Consider the following 19,282-nt stretch of genomic DNA (forward strand, 5'->3'; position numbering starts at 1 on the left):
CGGTCTTGTGCAGGAACAGGTTGAACTGCTGGAACACCATGCCCATCGCTGCTCGCTGACGAGCAAGGTCCTTGGCCGTGCGCTCGACGACTTTGCCGCGCTCGTCGCGGTAGCCGATGAGCTCGTCCTCGAGGTAGATCCGACCGGCGTCCAGGTTCTCCAAGTGGTTGATGCAGCGCAGCAGCGTGCTTTTGCCCGAGCCTGACGGCCCGATGATGCAGAGCACTTCGCCGAGCGTTACGTCCAGCGACACACCGCGAAGGATCTGGACGTTCCCGAACCACTTGTGGACGTCCTCGACGCGGAGCAGAGGCCTCTCGTTCATCGCAGGGATCCCGTCTTCTTGGCTACTTCGCTTGGTGCCTGAGTCGCGTACCAGCGTCGGACCTTCTGGAGTGGGGTGAGCGGCATGGCCCTCAAGGCACCCTTGGCGTAGTGGCGTTCGAGGTAGTACTGCCCGACGGACAGCACGGTGGTGAGGATGAGGTACCAGATGCTGGCGACCAGCAGCAGCGGGATCGTCTGGAAGGTCTGGGCGTAGATGATCTGTACGGAGTAGAGCAGTTCGGGCGTCGAGATCACGCTGACCAATGAGGTCCCCTTGAGCATCCCGATGGCTTGGTTGCCGGTGGGAGGGATGATGATCCGCACCGCCTGCGGTAGCACGATGCGTCGCATCGCCTGACCCTTGGTCATGCCCAGCACGAGCGATGCCTCCATCTGGCCGCCCTCGACCGAGGCGATGCCCGCCCGGACGATTTCAGACATGTACGCGCCCTCGTTCAGGCCGAGCGCAAGAAGGGCCGCCGCCAGTGGAGTGATGATGTGGTTGACGTCCCACGACGCAAAGCTCGGGCCGAACGGTATTCCCACGGAGATGCGGGGGATGAAGGACGACAGGTTGTACCAGAAGATGATCTGTACCAGCAGGGGTGTGCCGCGGAACAGCCAGATGAACGCCGACGCCCCCGTGGTGAGGACCAGGCTGCGCGACATGCGCATGAGCGCAAGCACGATCCCGAGAACCACTCCGATGACCATGGCGGCGATGGTCAGCTCGATCGTCTTGATGAGACCGTCGATCACCTCCCGGCCCGTGAAGTAGTGCGCCACGACGTCCCACTGGAGGGTCGGTGAGGTCACCAGCAGGTTGAGGAACATTGCGCCTAGGACCAGCGCAATGGCCGTCACCCCCACCCGTCCTGCCGTGCGAGCCGGGTGAGCGTTGGAGACCCAGGAGGCCACACCGCCGGACGTGCGACCCCCGTGCGGAGGCGATGACCCGGTTGGCGCCTTGACGTTGGACATTGCCATGGTCTCCCCTCGACTAGCTGGTGGACGGGTTGATCACTGCTTCGGTGACCGCGTTCTCGGACAGGTCCCACTTCTTGAGGATCTCTCCGTAGGTGCCGTCCGCGATCAGCTTGTCGACCGCTGCCTTGACCGCCTTGGACAGGCCCGAGTTCTTGTTCAGTCCGATGCCCTCGATGATCGGCTGGTAGTCGAGCGGTTCGCGTTCGAACCGGTCGCCGGTCTGGGAGATGAGGTACTGCAGTGCATCGGCGTTGCTGGCGAAGACCTGCACGCGGCCGTTGCTGACTGCGAGCTGGGCGGCCGCGTTGTTGGGGAAGGACTGCACGACGGGAACCGGTTTGCCGGCTTCCTGGCACTTCGGGTTGATCGACTCGACGCTCTTGATGAAGGCGCTGCCCTCGACGGCTGCGACGGTGAGCCCGCACACGTCCGTCGGGGTGTTGATGTTGACATCGCTCCCGCTCTTGCTCGCAAAGCCCGTGCCGACCTTGAAGACCCCGACGATGTCGATCTGCTGGAGACGTTCCGGAGTGACGATGAGCGGACCGAAGCTGCCATCGAAGCGGCCGTTCTGGATGCCGGGAATGAAGGTGGAGAAGTCACCGGAGACGGTGGTGTTCATCTTCACGCCCAGGACGTCGGCGATTGCGGAGCTCAAGTCCATCGCCCACCCGACCTCCTTGCCATCCTTCTGGAAGGTTGCCGGCGGCGAGTTGTTGAAGACGATGTTCTTGATCTCGTCCGCGCTCTTGATCGCGGGCGGGAGCTGGTCGGCGATGCTCTGGTCGAACTTCGCGCTATGGCTGCCGGCGCCGCTGGATGAGCCCCCATTGGCGGATGCGTCGCCGGAGGCGCCGCATGCCGCCGCGGTGAGCGCGATGGTGCTCACGGCGGCCAGCGTGCCGATGGTCCGTCGGCAGTTGGGACGCGGTCGGTTGGTGCGCGGCGTAGGCCGCCCGGACAGCGGGTGCGTGGACATGGGGTGTGCCTTTCGGGTGTGTGGGCTGGGACTCGGTGCGGGTTCTTGGATCTCGCGTGGTGAGGCTGGTGGGCTCGTCGGCTCGAGGGCTGCCTCTTCGTTGGGACGGCGCGCTGAGCCGTTCTTCTAGGGCCGCGGTGGGTGTGCTGCCCGTGTTCCGCGGTGCGGCCAGTCACCGCCCTGGGCCGTCGAGAGGACTTCGTCGGACTCGGTGGGTTGGGCGCCGACGTCATCCCGCACGGGGGTCGGGCCGGTGACGATGTGGTTGCGGAGGGTGCCAAGGCCCTCCACCTCCACCTCCACCACGTCGCCGGGGTAGACAGTTCGGGAGTTCGCTGGAGTACCGGAAAGCAGTACGTCGCCTGGGTAGAGCGTGATGGTGCGGGCGATGTCCGCGACGAGGTAGTGCATGTCCCACTCCATCTCGTCGGTGTTGGCGTCCTGTCTGACCTGGCCGTTGACCGTCACCCGGATCCGCTTGTTCCGGAAGTCCCAGTCCTCGACCAGTCCGGGTCCGAGGGGGCAGAGCGTGTCCGACCCCTTGACGCGAAGCATCGAGCCGGCATCGGTGTCCCGGAAGTCGTGCAGGCCGTAGTCATTGGCCACCGTGTAGCCCCGGATGTACTGGCCTGCGTCTTCCGCGGAGATGTTGCGACACGTTCGTCCGATGACGATCGCGATCTCGCCCTCGTAGTTCAGCCATTTGCACCGCTCGGGACGCACGACCGCCCCGTCGTGGCTGTTCAGCGATGATGTGGGCTTGTGGAAGTAGGTAGGTGTCTCGGGCAGGCTGATCCCGAACTCCTCGACGCGGCTTCGATAGTTCAGATGAACCGCGATGATCTTGGTGGGGACGACGGGTGGGAGGTGCCGTGCGTCCTGGATGGCGACCACACGGCCGTCGCCGACGATGAGGTCGTCACCTGCGCGCACTGCCTCGACCTGGGCGCCGTCCAGCAGGATCCGGCGGTACTCGGTCATGATCCCGCCACCCCGGAGTCGTGCAACGCCGGCAGCTCTGCCGTGACCGGCTCGATGTGGGTGCGCCGCGGCCGGGGAAAGCCCTCCGCTGGTCGGTCGAACCACAGGTGCACCTGACCGGTGCCGATCGAGTTCTCGTACTCCCCGAACTGCCGGGACGGCGCCGTGCAGGCGCCCTCGCCGAGGGCACCGATCATCATGAGGTAGTGCCCGAAGCGTGCCTCCGGTCTGAACCGGTAGAACTCCGGCATCGACTCGAGGACCTTGGCGTGATCTCCACTGGCGAACCAGTCCAGCCGCTGCATGTCGGCCTCGTAGGCAGCGCGCGTGAAGATGTGCTCGACGCCTGCCGCTTCGTGTTCGCGTAGCTGGCGCAGCGGCCAGAACGTGTGGCTCATCGCACCGGAGGCGATGAGCAACACCCTTCGGTCGGACTCGGCGATGGCGTCGCCGAGGGCCCGACCGAGCCGCAGATTGTCCTCAGTGTCTGCGGTCTGGCAGACCCCGATCGATATCCATCTCTTCTCGGGTAGACCTTGGCCGAGGTACTCCCACAGGTTGGTGGTGGCGTAGAAGATCGGTAGGTGCTCGTCCTCGATCGCCGTGATCCAGGTGCCGTGGTCGCCTGCCTTGGAGGCGATGAGGTGCGCCAGTTCAGGGTCGCCCGCGAAGTCGTACGGTCGTTGCTTCATCCCGCGGGGAAGTTCCTCGGAGGTGAACAGACCCGACCGGCGCGGCTGGGCGGTGACGACGAACTCGACCGTGGTTGCCCAGTGGGAGTCCAGCACGACTACCGTGTCGTAGTCGGGCGTCTCGAAGACCTCGCGCCGCAGCTGCCTGAGCCCGGCGGGCAAGGTCGAGTCCTCGCCGTGGTTGAGCTCTCGGCGTACCTGTTCCGGTAGGACGATGGTCGGGACGTGCGCCAGCAGGCCGGCGCCCATGACTTCACCCATTACCTGCTTCCCTTCTGCTTCGCACTCCAGCCGGTCGGCGAGAAGACGGTGTTCTTGATGTCGGAGTAGTAGTCGAACGACCACAGCCCGCCCTCGCGACCGATGCCCGAGTGCCCGTTGCCTCCGAACGGCGCACCGAGATCACGGACGAAGAAGCAGTTGACCCAGACGGTGCCGGCGTCGAGCGCGGCCGAAACACGTTCTGCGCGCTCGGGGTCGCCCGTCAGGAGAGTGGCCGCCAACCCGAACCGGGTGTCGTTGGCCATGTGGATCGCCTGCTCCTCGGTGCCGAACGTCTGCACGGTCAGCACAGGCCCGAACACCTCTTCGGTGACGATCTCGCTGTCGGGCGATACGTTCGTGAGGATCGTCGGGCTGAAGTAGAGGCCTCCGAGGTTCGTGTTGGGGCCACCGCCCAGCAGTACCGTCGCCCCCTCTGCACGCGCACGGTCGACGAAGCCCTTGACACGCTGGAAGTGCTGTCGGGAGATCAGTGCCGACACATCAGTGGTGTCGTCCCGCGGATCACCTTGTCGAAGGTGGCGGCCCCGTTCGACGACCGCCTCGATGAAGCGGTCGCAGAGCGTGTCCTGGACCAGGATGCGGAAGGCGCCGAGGCAGACCTGGCCGGCGTTGTCGAACTGCTCGACCGCCAGCGAGACGGCGAGCTCGAAGTCTGCGTCGTCGAAGATCACCAGTGGCGACTTCCCGCCCAGTTCCAGAGAAAGCGGGACGATGTTGGGTGCGGCCGCGGATGCGACCTTGCCGGCCGTCGGTACCGACCCAGTGAAGGACAGGCGGCGGATCCCGGGGTGTCCAGCCAGTGCTGCTCCGGCATCGGGGCCCAGGCCCTGGACGATGTTGAGCACGCCGGGCTGCAGGCCGGCCTCTGACGTGATGTCGGCGAGCAGGGAGGCAGTGAGCGGAGCCCACTCCGGTGGCTTGAACACCACGGTGTTGCCCGACGCCAGGGCCGGCCCGATGCGCCACGTCGCGAGCATCAGCGGCGCGTTCCACGGTGTGATGACTGCTGTGACGCCCGACGGGTTGTAGGTGATGCGCTCGCGGTGGCCCCGGATCTCTCTGTCTGCGTGCATGAGGGTTCGCAGCTGGTCGGCGAAGAACCTGAAGTTGTGACCCACCCTCGGCATCACGCTGCGGCGATGTGAACGCAGCAGGGAGCCGTTGTCGCGGGTCTCCACCCGGGCCAGATCCTCCGCGCGGGCGTCGATACCGTCTGCAACCCGCTCCAGCACGTCGGCGCGTGCGGCCGCCGGCAAGGCCTTCCAGGCCGGGAAGGCTCGGCGTGCTGCTGCGACGGCGGCGTCGACCTCAGCCGTGCCGCCGGCCGAGACGTGCCCGAGCACGGCCTCGTCGATGGGCGACACGTCGGCGAAGGTCGTCCGCGAGCCCACCCGCCGTCCGTCGATCCAATGCCGGGTGTCCACCTGCACGCCCTCGACATCGATCGTCTCTTGTCCCAGGGTCGCCGCACCGCTCATGAGGCTCCCACCTTCGCTGCGGCGAGGTTGTCGTGCAGCACCTCGCCGCCGTCCCAGATCACGCCGACCTGGCGGTAGTAGGCACCGATGAGTTCTTCCGGCTGAAGCATGGTCAGCTCCTCGGTGGGTGAGTCGAAGAGGGTGAAGGTGTCGACGTCGGCGTGCCATGGGGTTCCGCCTTCGGCCGACGCGGCGCCGGTCGAGATGATCTCGTCGAGTCGGTAGGTGCCTGGCTTGTCTATGGCGCTGACCTGCCGGTGGTGCGCCATCTTGTGGCTGTTCACGAAGCCGTTGGTGGCAGAGGGACCGGTCAGCGTGATCCGTGCCTCCGCGAGTCTTCGGTCTGCCGCCGCCAGCGAGGCACCGAACCGGGCGCCGGCTTCCAGGCGGGGCGCTGGCCCGTACGGGTGCGGCCGGGTCTGGTGGATGGAACCGAGCTTCTTCGGGTAGCCCTGGTGGATGCCGCGTGCGATGGCAAAGTCTGTGTCGACCCAGATGAACACGCAGCGGCTGAACGTCTGGCCCTTGAACTGGCACCGAACGACGACGAAGGCTTCCTTGTACTGGCCGAGCACCGGGTCCAGCAGCTGGGCCCCGTCGGCGGCCGTTGACTGCCAGTCGGCCCAGATGAAGGCAACGGCCCCGGGATCGTCCTCGGCCAGCTCCAGCGGGTCCGGCAACAGGTCTGCGACGCGTCGTGGATCTGTGCGGTACTCGACCGTGAGGAGGTCGCCGGAGTAGTGCCACGGCGGCGGCGGAAGCAGCGAAGCTCGTCCGGTCGCCGTTCTCGGGTGATAGAAACCCTGGACCTTGGCCACAGGAACTCCTTTGCTGGTACGGATGGGGCGACGTTGCCCCGGTTACAGCTGGTGTCTGGATCAGAGGTGGTAGGCGTATTCGGTGAACTCCCAGTCGGTGACGAAGCGGGAGTAGCGTTCGAGCTCGTTGCGCTTGTACGTCAGGAAGTTGTTGATGAACTTGGGGCCCAACATCTTCTGGAGCTCGGTGTCCGACTCCAGGGCGGCGAGTGAAGCAGCCAGGTCGGCGGGCAGCTTGTCGGCCTTGGTGGGGTCGTATCCGTAGCCCTCAAGTGGGTCCGGCGGGACGAGGGCATCGCGGATCCCGAGATAGGCAGCGCTGAGCAGCCCGGCGATGGCCAGGTACGGGTTGGCGGTGGCGTCACCGAGCCGAAGCTCCAGCCGGGTCGCCTTTCCACGCTCGGGTGGGACGCGCACCATCGCGCTGCGGTTGTCCAGGCCCCAGTCGATGAGCCACGGGGCAATGGTGTCTGGTCCAAATCGCTTGTAGGAGTTGATCGTCGGGTTACTCACGGCGGCCAGCGCGGGGGCATGGGCCAGAATTCCGGCGAGCGCTGACAGTGCCGTCTTGGACAACCCGTGCTCGGAGCCCGGCCCTCCGTCGAAGGCGGCTGAACCGTCGTCAGCCCAGGCCGAGAAGTGCAGGTGGAAGCCTGACCCGCCCTCGTCGTTGAACGGCTTGGCCATGAACGTGGCCATCTTGCCCTCCCGGCGGGCAAGCTCCTTGATGGCTGCCTTGAAGCGGAAGGCCCGATCGGCAGCATCAAGCGCATCCGAGTGCCACAGGTTCAGTTCGAACTGACCTGAGGAGTACTCGTGGTTGCCGGACACAGCCTCGATGCCGTAGTCACCCAGCAGCCGCAGGGTCCGAAGGAGAAAGTTGTCGGGGTCGCCCTTCAACCCGGAGACGTAGACGTTGCCGGGCGCTTCGCCGTAACGCCGCCAGCCCGTCGGGGTTTCGGGGGCGCGCTCGAGCACATAGAACTCCAGCTCGGGCCCCACCACCGGGCGAAGGCCCAGCTCGGCGAACTGGTCGATGACCCGACGAAGCACCTGACGGGGGCTGTCGCCGGCCGGCGAGCCGTCCGGTTCGTAGAGGTCGGCGATGCAGTGCGCGACCCCGGGCTCCCATGGCACGGCTTGCAGTGTCGCCAGATCCGCCACGGCAACGACGTCGGGCAAGCCGTCGCCGCGCCCGCCGTCGATGTCGACGGTGTCCCCCTGCGGGGTTGTGCCGAAGACCGACCGGCAGAAGGCCAGACCGCCTCCCAGACTGCGCGGCAGCGTGCTGACCAGGACATCGCGGCCGCGCTCGGTGCCGAGCACGTCCGCGTACCCGACTCGCAGGACGTCGCTTCCCGCAGCGGTGAGCTGCGCGGCAGCGTCGGTCAGCGGGCCGTTCATGTCCAGCTTCACAGACCTGCTCCTGGTGTGACCTGGACGCGCAGGGCCGTGATGGGGTGCCGGGAGCCGTTCACGCGATCAACCCGCCATCGATGAGCAGCGCCGCGCCGCTGGTGTAGCTGGACTCCGAGCTGGCCAGGAAGAGGACGGACCGGGCGACCTCTTCGTATGTCCCCTCCCGCCCCAGGGGCACAAGCCCGCTGACCCGTTCGCGGCGGGCCGCCTTCTCGTCTTCGCTCATGGTGGCCCGGCGGTCGGTGGTGATCGCTTCGAGTGGCCCCGGACAGATGGCGTTGGTGCGGATGCCTTGACCGGAGAAGTCTCGGGCCAGCGACCGGGTCAGGGCGATGATGGCGGCCTTCGAGATGCCATAGGCCGCTTCGTGTGCCGAGGCCCGCATCCCGGCCGATGACGCCGTGTTGACGATCGAGCCGCCCCCCGCAGCGATCATGGCGGGGATCGCCTCTTTCGCGAACAGGTATGCGGACTTGACGTTGACGTTGATGATCGCGTCCCACAGCTCCTCGGTGGTCTCCACGAGCGTGGTGGCTTCCAGCGGGTCGATTCCGGCGTTGTTGAACAGGACGTCGAGACGCCCGAACTGCGAAAGGGCGGTCCGTACGGCTTGCGTCGCGGTGGCGGCGCGCGAGACGTCACCCACCACGGAAACGACGTGCGCACCCGTGGCGGACAGGGCGGTGACGACGTCATGCAGGGACGCTTCGTCTCGGTCCACCAGGACGAGATCGGCGCCCTCGCTTGCGAATTGCCGCGCAGCCGCCAGGCCCAAACCGGAAGCGGTGCCGGTCGCGACCACCACGCGGCCGGCGAAACGAGACGTGCTCACGATGTCTTCTCCCTGATCGGTTCCGTGGCGTTCGGCAGGTGGCCGTGTGACGCCGTGTGCGACTGCCCCGGTGTTTCGTTCACGGCGCCACCCGGGCGGAGGACCGGGCTCCCGATGCGCTCGCCTACGAGCAGGCCCGCCGTCAGAGCCGGACCGAGCGAGGCTCCGGATCCGGCGTAGCCAGGGCCCATCAGCGCGGCCGCGGCCTCGCCGCAGGCGAATAGACCGGGGATGGGTTTGCCGTCGAAGTCCACAACCGTGCCGGTGGGGTCGGTGACCAGGCCACCCTTCGTGCCGTTCAGGCCCAACGAGACCGTGATGGCGAAGTACGGCGCGGTGCCCAGGGTGCCCAGGCAGGGGTTCGGCCGGTGACTGCTGTCGCCGTTGAAGGCGTCGTGCGGGTCGCCGCCGCGACCGAAGTCCGGGTCTTCGCCGCGCAGAGCATGTTGGGCCATCGCGGCGACCGTCCTCATCAGCCCGGCCGGTTCGATCCCGACGTGCTCGGCGAGCGATCGAAGATCTGGTGCTGATGCGAACCACTCTGGAGCGGGCATGTGGGGCGCGATGCCAGCGACCGCGTACTGGCTCTTGAACGCCGCGTCGAAGACCAGCCAGGCGCGTTCGTTCGGGTACCTGTGCGTGCCCGGGTCGAAGCGCAGGAACGCCTTGCCCAGATCGTTGTAGGAGCTGGCCTCGTCCACAAACCGGGCGCCGCGGTCGTTGACGAGGATGGAGCCAGGGTAAGCGAGCTCGCGCACGAGGTTGCGATGAGTCGCCGGCGCCCCCTTCGAGGCGGGAATCGTTGTGGCTGCTGTCCACCATGCCTCGCTCGTGCCGGCCAGGTGGGCGCCGTGAGGCAGTGCCAGGCGGAGGGCATCGCCAAGACTGCCGACCGCCGCGGTGGGCAGCATCTGAACCGGCGGGAGGAAGTCGCGTCGCAACGCGGTGTTCTCGGCGAAGCCTCCGCTGGCGAGGACGACCGCGTCGGCGTCGACAGCACTCCTCGAACCGTCGGGGCGGCGAGCGGTGACGGTGAACCCGTCGCTTCGGCCCCGCGAGATCGACCGGACGCGATGCCTGGCCACGAGCGTTACGCCTCGCGCCAGTGCCGCGGCGGCCAGCCCGGCCACCAGACCGGCCCCCTGAGTCCTCACGTCACGGCTCTGTCGAACCAGCAGCTCTTTGGGGTCGAGGCCCTCACGCGACTCGGTGCTGGTCAGCGGTTCTCGCACCGATGACGTTCGCATCTTTCCGCGCCACTCTCCCAACGCTTCCGTGGGGACAGGGAGCGGTTCCAGGCTTCGGCCGGTCCGCGCCCCGGGCCACGCCGGGTGGTAGTCGGGTCGAGGGACGGCCTGCAGTGGAATCCCCAGCTCCTCGAGGTACCGAGCAAGCCGCGGACCGGCCTCGAGGAACGCGCTGAGGTGCGCCTCGCTGGCGGCTCCGAGGGTGTTCCGCCGGAGGTATTGCAGGGCATCGGCTCGCGAGTCGGTGTAGCCGGCTCGGTGCATGACGGGGTTGTCGGGTATCCAGAGCTGGCCGCCGGACACCGCGGTGACGCCGCCGAACAGATCCGTGGCCTCGAGCACCAGAACCCTGGCGCCGTGGTCGGCCGCTGCACATGCCGCGACAAGCCCCGCTCCCCCAGAGCCGACGACCGCAACGTCGTAGTGCTCCGTCTTGGTACTCATCGGCTCTCCTTTCGGTGAACTGGTGGTGGCGACGGGCTGTCAGCGGGCGGCCGAGGCGAGCTCGTCGATTGCGGTGTGCAGGAAGTCGACCCAGTGCTCGCTCTCCGGCTTCATCAGCACGCTGCGGAGAATCCGGCCCTGATCCACGTCTGCCGTGATGTCGTGACCCCGGGCTGCGAGGGCTTCCGCGGTCACGCTGTACGTCGCCACGAACACCGCGTCTTCCTTGGGCCTCGTCATCCCCGCCTCGAGCACGTGGGCGGATGCCCGGTCAACGTCGGACAGACAGGTCCGACGGGGCAGGTAGGTCACGATGTCCAGCTCCGGCGGTTGGTACAGGTCGAGCGTGGCGGAGTCAGCGAGCAGGTCTGCCCAGGCAAGGGCCGCTCGCCGGCCCGGTCGCAGCACACGGCCCAGGCCCTCTGCCGTGAACGGCAGCACCTGGGACGTGACCCAGAGCGCCGCTGCGGCGGCACCGGAGCGTGAGCACTCGAGAGAGATTTCGCCCAGGTGGAGCTCGTCCGAGGTGAAGTACGTGTACGGGGAGTCGTGGGTGTAGAACCGGATCACCTGCGGGTCCTTGAAGAGCACCGCCCCGCAGCCGTACGGCTGCAGCCCGTGCTTGTGCGGGTCGACCACCACCGAGTCGCAGTCGGCGATCGACCGGAACGGCGCCGCCTGCACCCCATCGGCTGAGTCATCGGCGATGAGGCGGAAGAACCCCCCGTAGGCGGCATCGACGTGGATGCGCGCGCCGTATCTGCGGCACAGCGGCACTGCCTCGTGGACCGGGTCCACGGCTCCGAGCCCGGTGGTGCCGGTGGTGAGGACGACGGTGCCGATGGTTCCGGTGCGCAGCAGGTCCTCGAGGGCTGCCAGGTCCATCCGGCCGGCCGAGTCCGTGGCCACAGCATGACCTTCGACGCCGAGCACGTGGCACATGCGGCCATGTGTGTAATGAGCGTCCGCGCTGAAGGCGATGTGCTTGCCGGGGTGGGTCTCCCGGGCCACGAACAGGGCCTCCAGATTCGCGATGGTGCCGCTGCTGGTCAGGTGACCAAGGAAGTCGGTTCCGTACCCGAACATGGCCGCCAGCTTGGCGACGACCTCCTTCTCCATCTTTGCCGTGGCCGGCCCGCCGTCGAGGGCGTGGTTGTTGGGGTTGATCAGCATCGCGGCGAGGTATCCGATCACCGACACGGGGTGCGGCGGCTTGAGCATCTGGCCGGCGTAGCGGGGATGGAAGAAGGGATAGTTGTCCCCCAGCCGACCGATCAGCGCGTGCAGGGCGGCGTCGAGCTGGTCCTCGTCGATCGCCGTCGCCGGATGAGGCTCGAAGGCTCCGAACTGTGACATCCACTGCGAGATCCCGTCGACGACGCGAGCGAGGTTGTCCTGCAGCTGTGCCGGGGCCGTCGGTGCCGCCTCGAAGGGAGTTGGCGCTCCGGGGATCGTCATCGTGTCCCTGCCTCTCGTGGCCCGTGGGCGGTTCGTTGCCTTGTTTTCTTCTACACTTGTAGAGTCAACTTCTGCCACCGTAGCGACAGCCCCCCATCCGTGTCCAGAGTTTTCTTGGACGCATGACCAAAAACTCGCGGTAGGCTCAGCGGCGAGCGATCGCCGCCCCCGATGGGCCCGGCTCGGGTCGGCCCTGCCGGTCCGCGGCGACAGTCGTGGCTGAACAGCCAGCACCGAGGAGAGGGCGGCACCGTGCCGAAACTTGTCGACCACCAACAGCGCCGGGCCGAGATCATCGATGCCACGCTGCGTCTCGTGGCCCGGGATGGGCTCGGGGGCGCCACCATGCGGGCCATCGCCAAGGAGCTCGGCGTCGCCAACGGGGCGGTGGGCCACTACTTCACGAATCAGGACGCCTTGCTGGCCGCCACCTACGAAGAGGTCTTCGCCCGGACCAATGCGCGCGCCGCCGAACGCGCTGCCGGTCTGAAGGGTCTCGACGCGCTCCTCGCGACGTTGCGCGAGCTGCTTCCCATGGAGGCCGCGACCGTCGACGAGGCCCGCATCGTCGTCTGCTTCTGGGGCCGGATCACCACCGACGAGGGCCTCCGCACCTTGCTGCCCAAGGAACACCAAGCCTGGACCCGGAGCACCCAGGAGATGCTCGAGCAGGCGATCGAGGCCCATGACCTGAGAGCCGAGGCGGAGCCGGCGCCGCTGGCAGAGCTGCTCGTTACCACCGTGCATGCCATGCAGGTCCGAGTGGTGACACTGCCCCAGCGCACGCCACCGGCGATGCAGCGGCTCCTGGTCGAGCAGATCCTGGCGCCGTGGACCGAGCCCGGAACGTCGCTCCGTGGCAGGTGGCCCGCCGACGTGGCCGGCCTTGTCGACCCGCCGGACGTCCCACTGGATCGATCACTGCTTCACTCTTGAGCCACGCCCGGCCGGTGCCGATGGCTTTCACCTCGACGGCTGCAGCGTCCGACGGCTGGCTGCCACGAACTGGGTGAAGATGTCCTTCTGCAGGGGGTCGATCGCCGCGGTGTCTTCCGGGTGCCACTGCACGCCCAGGAACCATGGCGTGTCGGGTGCAACCATCTCGACGGCCTCCACGGTGCCGTCTGCCGACCGGGCGACCGCCACCAACCCATCACCCAGCCGGTCCAGCGCCTGATGGTGGTAGCAGCTGATCGACAGCATGCGGGTGCCGAGAGCCTGGGTCAGGGCGCACCCCGGCTCGAGTGCGAGCTCGGAGACGACATGGCGGTGCGGACGATCCATGTGAACAACCAGGGTTCCGCCCATCGCGACGTTCGCCACCTGCAGCCCCCGGCAGACGGCAAGCAGCGGCCGCCCGGTGCGAAACGCCCATCGCGCCACAGCGAGGTCGAAGGCGTCCTGCTCAGGATCCATGTCGTAGTGCTCCGCATGCTCGACGCCGCCATACAGGGCCGGCGTGATGTCCCCGCCGCCGGGCAGTAGCACCCCGTCAGCGAAGTCGAAGCGATCGGCGACCTGCACCTCATCCACCAGCCCGTCCGGCGCGTGAGGATGCACGGTGACCGGCTCACCCCCGGCCTCGAACACTGCAGTAGCCAAGGCGCGCGCAGTGACCTCAGCGCGAAACCTCAGGGCTGACGCGGACTCGGAGAACCGAGCCGGAACAATGATCAGCGGTCGACGGCTCACAGGGCCAGCCAGGTGGTCTTGAGCTCCGTGTACTTCTCCAGCGCGTGGACGGACTTGTCACGAGCGTTGCCGCTCTGCTTGTAACCGCCGAAGGGAACGGTCATGTCGCCCTCCTCGTAACAGTTCACCCACACCGTCCCGGCCTGGAGCCGGCGGGAGAGCCGGTGGGCGGTTCCGACGTCGCGGGTCCACACGGCGGCGGCGAGGCCGTAGACCGAGTCGTTTGCCATACGCACGGCCTCGGCCTCGTCCTCGAACGTGAGAACCGACAGGACCGGCCCGAACACCTCATCCCGCGCGATGGCCATGTGCGGCTCGACGTTGTCCAGCACGGTGGGCCGGGAGTAGAAGCCGTCCTGCGGAACGGGTGGCCTACCCCCGCCGGTTCGTAACCGCGCGCCCTCATCGAGGGCCCGGGCGGTGTGCGCCTCGACTCGCTCCCGATGAGCTGCGCTGACCAGCGGACCGACCTGGGTCCCAGGGTCCAGCGGGTCACCGATGTGCAGCGCTTCCGCAGCCCGGACGACCCCATCGACCACCTCGTCTCGCACCGAACGGTGCACAAGGAGACGCGAGGGTGCCGTGCACATCTCTCCCTGGTTGAAGAAGATGTTTCCGGCGGTGCCCGCCACCGCTGCAGGAAGGTCGGCGTCCGGCAGCACGATGCTCGGTGACTTTCCGCCGAGCTCCAGCCAGACCCGTTTCAAGTTGGAGTCCGCGGCGTAGCGCAGGAACTCCCTGCCAACCTCCGTCGACCCGGTGAAGGCGACCGTGTCGACGTCGGGGTGCAGTGCCAGGGCTCGCGGCGTCGTAGAACCCTGGCCCGTAACGACATTGAGCACGCCATCGGGCAGACCTGCCTCGAGCGCGAGTTCCGCCACCCGCAAGGCCGACAGCGACGACAGCTCCGATGGTCGCACCACGATGGTGCATCCAACCGCCAGAGCGGGAGCCACCTTCCATGCCAGCAGGGTCATGGGGAAGTTCCACGGCACGACCACGCCAACCACTCCAACCGGTTCGCGCGTGACGAGCGCGAGCGCATTGCTGCCGACCTCGGGCACCTCACCAGTCAGCTTGTCCGTCCACTCGGCATACCAGCGGTAGCACGCGACGGTCGTCCGCATCTCGATCGAATGCGCATACTCGATGGGCTTACCCATCTCGAGCGAGACCAACAAGGCAAGCTCGTCGCGGCGAGCCTCGATGACATCGGCGAAACGGTGCAGCACCCGCTTCCGATCCGCAGGGGACATCCGGGACCAGGGCGAATCGGCAAAGGCGCGCCGGGCCGCCGCGACCGCCATGTCGACATCGACGGCCGTGCCGTCCGGGACTGTCGCCAAGGGCTTTCCGTCTCGAGGCGCCAGGACCTCCATCACGCGTCCGTCCGCGGCCGGCCGGCAGCGACCATCGATGACCATCAGCCTCGGCGGGGCCAGCGATTCCGCTTGGGCGCGCCACATCTCTGCTGTCTGTCCGGCTGGCATCGGGTGACCCTTCGTTGCGAGGAGGTTCGCGGGTGGCCTCCTCAGCAGACGGACCCATGCTCAGGAGGCGGTTCGCTGGTAGACGCGGGTGCGTTTTTCTACGGATGTCCAACTTAAGCCCGGGCCGAAGAGTCGTCAAGCGCTCAAGAGTCGCCCGCAACGACGCCAGACATGTCGGTCACGCTTTCGATAAGGGTTGGCTCTGGGTCCAAGGGGTGCGGCCCAGCGCGAAGTGGCGGAAGCAGCCCCGCCGCTACGAGTTGAGTCGCCGAGCAGCCGGGCCACACCCGAAGGCCCGATGCCGTGCAGGCCCAGCAGCGAGGTCCCGGTCGCCGCGACGAGCTGCTACAGCTCGGTGTCGGCGGCCTTTCTTCCGGGCATGGATCCGCTCCAGGTCGGCCACCAGCTCCATGGCCACGCGCTTGCGGGTCTTGCCCACGGCGTCCCGCGCCCGGATCCCGGCCAGCAGCGCCTTGGCTTGGGCGGAGCACGGTGTCTAGTGAGATCCGGCCCGATGTAGCTGGCCTGCCATCGTTTCGAGGCCAGTCTTCGAAGGTATCCGAAACCCTCGGCGGTTCGGCCCACCTGACACTCTGGTCGCCGTCCTGCGGGCTGCCGGACGGGCAGCGGCGGCGAGCGAGTCCGGCAATCTGCGTGCGATGCCGAGTGGCTTACCGCCCCTGCCCCTCCACTCGTGTCCCTCGACGTCCCTCGCACTCATAACGGCGAAACCGCAGGTCAGGGGCACTATCCAGCTCGCTGAGCACAGAGCTGGCGGGGGGACTCGAACCCCCAACCACCTGTTTACAAGACAGGTGCGCTGCCAATTGCGCCACGCCAGCGGCACCGGTCAGGCGGCAGGGCCGCCGCCATCCGGTCGGGCGCCAGCGTAACCGAGCACCGACGTCCGGGCCCAGGCCGGTCGAGGAGCGGAGCCGGGCCCCGCCCCCGGCCCGACCGGCCCGGCCCGACCGGCCCGGCCGGCCCTGCCCCACCACGGAACCAGGGCGACACATGAAGGACGGCCCCGCGGGACCCAGGGGTTGGTCGCGCGGGGCCGTCCGGTCAGGCTCGGTCAGGCAGCGTCACGGCAGACGCAGCACCTGGCCGACGTAGATGAGGTTCGGGTTGTGCACCCGAGCCTTGTTCGCAGCGTACAGCGTCTTCCAGCCGCCGGAGACGTGGTACCGCTGCGCCAGCGTGCCCAGCGTGTCGCCCCGACGGACGGTCACCCGCTTGCCGGTTCCGGCGTAGCTGTTGACCTTCTTCGTCGTCTTCTTCGTCGCGTAGGTCTTCTTCTTCGAGACCTTCTTCTTCGTCGTGACCGGCTTGCGGTCGCTCGAGCGCGACGCGGCGGCGTCGGCGCCACCGTTGGCTCGGGTCAGACCCGCGCGCTTGGAGCAGACCGGCCACGCACCGGGGCCCTGCACGGCGAGGACCTTCTGGGCGATGGTGATCTGCTCGGCCTTGCTCGCGAGGTCGGCGCGGGAGGCGTAGGCGCGACCGCCGAAGCCGACCCAGGTGCTGCTCGAGAACTGCAGGCCGCCGTAGTAGCCGTTGCCGGTGTTGATGTGCCAGTTGCCACCGGACTCGCACTGGGCGACCGCGTCCCACACGGTGGCGGCCTTGGCCGACCCGGCGGCGGTGATGCCACCGACGACGGTGGCCGCTCCGGCGATGCCGACTCCGGCGATGCGCTGCTTCATCGAGACCCGCTTGGCGGCAGCATGCTTGGACAGGTACTGCATAGGGGTATTCCTTCCTGACGCGCGCCTGCGGGGTTAGCTGTCGGGTTGGGGACGTCAGGTGCCCTGCCGCGGCTGCGGCTTCACCCCAAGGTCAGTCGAGTCGGCCCTCGACCGTCGGCGAACGACGGTCCTCGACATGACAACTCACTGACCACACTGGGTCCCCCGTCCTCGCCCGGCCCACGGGTGTGGGCTGCGTCCCTGGCTGGCGAGGCTCGGCGCGCTCAGGGACCGGATTGCTGGGTGTCCATGTGAAGTTATCCAGCGTGCCGTGTGGAGGCCGGACGCACGGCGCCTACCGGTGGTGGACACCCCGGAAACCCGAGACCACCCCTTTCCGGCCCGGAGAACCGGGACCGCCGAGGCACGACGGTACGTGACGAGTGAATGAACCACAACCCGATCCGAGATGATTTCGTGATCTTCTCGAGATCTGGCCTTGACCGAACCGGGCCGATCGGCAAGGACCGGACGGCGGCCGCCACGGACGCCGCCACACCCACCCCGCGAGCGCTTCAGCGGGTGAACGGGTTGCCGCTGAAGGGCAGCCAGGTCAGGCTCGAACCGTGGTCCACGGCGACGAGCCCGACGACGAGCCCGGCAACGACCAGTGCCACCGCGACGACCTGCGACGGTGTCCCCACCGGCACGAGACGGCGCACGATCGAGCGGGACCCGCGGCGCAGCGACACCCCGCCGGGCCCCCACCACAGCATGGCGAGCCCCGCGATGCCACCGACGGCGAGCGTCGTCGGCGAGCCCGGCCCGAGCTCGGAACCGGTGGCACCGGCCAGCAGGAACGCCGTCGCGAAGATGCCCGCGAGCGCCACCGCGAGCGGCAGCACCAGGCTCACGGCCGTGGCGACGGCGCCGACGAGCAGGTGCCACGGACTCGTCACGACGGCGAGCGGGATGTCGGTGCCGCGGCGGCCATGGGCGTACCGACGGAACACGAGCGCGGACACCGACCGGTCGGTGGCGCGGGCGACGACGGACCACACGAGCAGCGCGAGGAACGCCTGCCCCGGCCAGGACATCAGGGCGCCGACCCAGGCGATCCCCGCGGCACCGAGCAGCCCGGTGCGCATGGCCAGGCCGATGCGGGGGTCACCCTCGCGCGGGGCCTGCTCGGGTTCCTCCTCGTCCCAGTCGTCGTCCCAGTCGTCGGGCCCGGCGCCCGGACCGTGGCGCTCGTCGTAGAGGTCCCGGCCACGGTCACCGTCCCACGGTGCCGGGTCGTGCTGGGGCACGGCGCTGCGACGCGGCCCGCTCGGCGGCGGCGCCCACCGGACGTCGTCCAGGGCGGGCCGCGTCAGGAACGGCGTCGGCGACGGGCTCGGCGACGAGGCCACCGGCGGCAGGACCGCGGTACCGCGGTCCGGGAAGACCTGCGTGTCGCCCGCGGCGTCGAGGACCTCGGTGCGCCCGTCGTCCCACGGGGCGCTCGGGGAGGGCACCGTGGCCGCCCGCCCGGCGGCGTACTGCTCGAGGGCGGCGATGACCTCGTCGGCCTGCGGCCGGCGGGCCGGGTCGGGCGAGAGGGAGGCACGCAGCAGCGGCACGAGACGGGGATCGACACCGTCGACGTCGACGTCACCGGCGCGCACTCGGCTCAGCACGGCGTCCATCCGCGAGCGCCCGAACGGGGGGCGACCGGACGCGGCGTACGTGATCGTCGCCGCCCAGCCCCACCAGTCGGTGGCGTCGGTGATCGGGGCACCCTCGACGAGCTCGGGCGACAGGTAGCCGGGCGTGCCCATGACCAGACCGCCGACGGTGTGTCGGACGTCGTCCTGCACGTGCGCGATGCCGAAGTCGATGAGGACCGGCTCGCCCTCCTCGACGAGGACGTTGCCGGGCTTGATGTCGCGGTGCACGACGCCGCATGCGTGGATCGACCGGATCGCCTCCGCGACGCCTCGCGCGAGGCTGACGAGCTCGCCCGGATGGAGCGGGCCGTGCTCCTCGACGATCTCGTCGAGCGCCGGCCCGGGCACGTAGCGGGTGACGATGTACGGACGCGGGCCCATGACGTCGGCGTCGATGACGCTCGCGACGCGCGGGTCACGGACGCGCGAGAGCGTCTCGACCTCACGCATGAGGCGCTGCCGGGCGTCGGCGTCGTGGGCCACGTGCGCCCGCAGCACCTTGATGGCGACGGCACGCCCGCGCGGGTCGAGGGCGAGGTGCACGACGCCCATGCCGCCCTCGCCGATCTCCTCGACGAGGCGGTACGGTCCGATGCGCCCGGAGCCGTACGCGTCGCGGCCGGCGCCGATGGGCACGCCGCCGGTGCGCGGGCCGGTGCGCCGGCCGGACCGCGGAGCGGCGACCCGCTCGGTCCGGTCGTACGCAGTCATGGTCCTACGGTATGCGACCGCAGGGGGTGTCGCCGACGACCTCGG

At 68.5% G+C, this 19,282-nt stretch carries 17 protein-coding genes, 1 tRNA gene and 1 riboswitch; of the genes, 1 reads left to right on the forward strand and 17 read right to left on the reverse strand.

The genetic code is table 11. The features are described from left to right. The 11 genes from ACR9ZK_RS09600 to ACR9ZK_RS09650 form a co-directional block, all read right to left on the reverse strand. Positions 1-325 (reverse strand): ATP-binding cassette domain-containing protein (locus ACR9ZK_RS09600; protein WP_481341671.1); only part of this gene is annotated, 325 nt, incomplete at its 3' end. Beyond that, a complete protein-coding gene (locus ACR9ZK_RS09605; protein ID WP_481341672.1) occupies positions 322-1,161 on the reverse strand; it encodes an amino acid ABC transporter permease in 840 nt (279 codons plus the stop codon). The genes ACR9ZK_RS09600 and ACR9ZK_RS09605, both read right to left, overlap by 4 nt. A gap of 166 nt (positions 1,162-1,327) precedes the next feature. After that, a complete protein-coding gene (locus tag ACR9ZK_RS09610; RefSeq protein ID WP_481341673.1) occupies positions 1,328-2,203 on the reverse strand; it encodes a transporter substrate-binding domain-containing protein in 876 nt (291 codons plus the stop codon). A 216-nt stretch (positions 2,204-2,419) separates the two neighbouring features. Further along, positions 2,420-3,274 carry a fumarylacetoacetate hydrolase family protein gene (locus ACR9ZK_RS09615; protein ID WP_481341674.1) on the reverse strand — a complete coding sequence of 285 codons (855 nt, stop codon included), beginning with the start codon at positions 3,272-3,274 and terminating at the stop codon, positions 2,420-2,422. Next, a complete protein-coding gene (locus ACR9ZK_RS09620; protein WP_481341675.1) occupies positions 3,271-4,227 on the reverse strand; it encodes a DODA-type extradiol aromatic ring-opening family dioxygenase in 957 nt (318 codons plus the stop codon). The genes ACR9ZK_RS09615 and ACR9ZK_RS09620 overlap by 4 nt, the downstream gene beginning before the upstream one ends. After that, positions 4,227-5,729: an aldehyde dehydrogenase gene (locus ACR9ZK_RS09625; RefSeq protein WP_481341676.1), complete on the reverse strand. Its 1,503-nt coding sequence runs from the start codon at positions 5,727-5,729 to the stop codon at positions 4,227-4,229. The genes ACR9ZK_RS09620 and ACR9ZK_RS09625 overlap by 1 nt, the downstream gene beginning before the upstream one ends. Continuing rightward, positions 5,726-6,547 carry an acetoacetate decarboxylase family protein gene (locus ACR9ZK_RS09630; RefSeq protein WP_481341677.1) on the reverse strand — a complete coding sequence of 274 codons (822 nt, stop codon included), beginning with the start codon at positions 6,545-6,547 and terminating at the stop codon, positions 5,726-5,728. The genes ACR9ZK_RS09625 and ACR9ZK_RS09630 overlap by 4 nt, the downstream gene beginning before the upstream one ends. Before the next feature lie 60 nt (positions 6,548-6,607). Next, on the reverse strand, positions 6,608-7,963 hold the full coding sequence (locus ACR9ZK_RS09635; protein ID WP_481341678.1) for a glutamine synthetase family protein: 1,356 nt from the start codon (positions 7,961-7,963) through the stop codon (positions 6,608-6,610). Between the two features lie 58 nt (positions 7,964-8,021). Further along, positions 8,022-8,798 (reverse strand): SDR family NAD(P)-dependent oxidoreductase, encoded by a 777-nt coding sequence (locus tag ACR9ZK_RS09640; protein WP_481341679.1) that lies wholly within the window; start codon positions 8,796-8,798, stop codon positions 8,022-8,024. Further along, positions 8,795-10,489 carry an FAD-dependent oxidoreductase gene (locus ACR9ZK_RS09645; RefSeq protein ID WP_481341680.1) on the reverse strand — a complete coding sequence of 565 codons (1,695 nt, stop codon included), beginning with the start codon at positions 10,487-10,489 and terminating at the stop codon, positions 8,795-8,797. Before ACR9ZK_RS09645 ends, ACR9ZK_RS09640 begins: the two co-directional genes overlap by 4 nt. Before the next feature lie 39 nt (positions 10,490-10,528). Further along, a complete protein-coding gene (locus tag ACR9ZK_RS09650) occupies positions 10,529-11,947 on the reverse strand; it encodes a pyridoxal phosphate-dependent decarboxylase family protein (RefSeq protein WP_481341681.1) in 1,419 nt (472 codons plus the stop codon). A gap of 252 nt (positions 11,948-12,199) precedes the next feature. On the opposite strand from ACR9ZK_RS09650, the gene ACR9ZK_RS09655 reads away from it, so the two are divergent. Beyond that, positions 12,200-12,883: a TetR/AcrR family transcriptional regulator gene (locus tag ACR9ZK_RS09655; protein WP_481341682.1), complete on the forward strand. Its 684-nt coding sequence runs from the start codon at positions 12,200-12,202 to the stop codon at positions 12,881-12,883. Between the two features lie 27 nt (positions 12,884-12,910). Here the strand turns inward: ACR9ZK_RS09655 and ACR9ZK_RS09660 are convergent, their stop codons facing one another. From ACR9ZK_RS09660 to ACR9ZK_RS09685, 6 genes are all read right to left on the reverse strand, one after another. After that, positions 12,911-13,639: a gamma-glutamyl-gamma-aminobutyrate hydrolase family protein gene (locus ACR9ZK_RS09660; RefSeq protein ID WP_481341683.1), complete on the reverse strand. Its 729-nt coding sequence runs from the start codon at positions 13,637-13,639 to the stop codon at positions 12,911-12,913. After that, complete coding sequence (locus tag ACR9ZK_RS09665) at positions 13,636-15,129, reverse strand: aldehyde dehydrogenase (protein ID WP_481341684.1); 1,494 nt, start codon at positions 15,127-15,129, stop codon at positions 13,636-13,638. Before ACR9ZK_RS09665 ends, ACR9ZK_RS09660 begins: the two co-directional genes overlap by 4 nt. Before the next feature lie 345 nt (positions 15,130-15,474). Further along, on the reverse strand, positions 15,475-15,846 hold the full coding sequence (locus ACR9ZK_RS09670; RefSeq protein WP_481341685.1) for a hypothetical protein: 372 nt from the start codon (positions 15,844-15,846) through the stop codon (positions 15,475-15,477). A 52-nt stretch (positions 15,847-15,898) separates the two neighbouring features. Continuing rightward, positions 15,899-15,971, reverse strand: a tRNA-Thr gene (locus ACR9ZK_RS09675). 243 nt (positions 15,972-16,214) lie between these two features. After that, on the reverse strand, positions 16,215-16,877 hold the full coding sequence (locus ACR9ZK_RS09680) for a transglycosylase family protein (RefSeq protein ID WP_481341686.1): 663 nt from the start codon (positions 16,875-16,877) through the stop codon (positions 16,215-16,217). A gap of 5 nt (positions 16,878-16,882) precedes the next feature. After that, positions 16,883-17,068, reverse strand: a riboswitch (cyclic di-AMP (ydaO/yuaA leader). 324 nt (positions 17,069-17,392) lie between these two features. Further along, positions 17,393-19,237 carry a serine/threonine-protein kinase gene (locus ACR9ZK_RS09685; protein WP_481341687.1) on the reverse strand — a complete coding sequence of 615 codons (1,845 nt, stop codon included), beginning with the start codon at positions 19,235-19,237 and terminating at the stop codon, positions 17,393-17,395. Positions 19,238-19,282: the final 45 nt, after the last annotated feature.

The organism is Monashia sp. HAY1-5C (assembly GCF_056755255.1).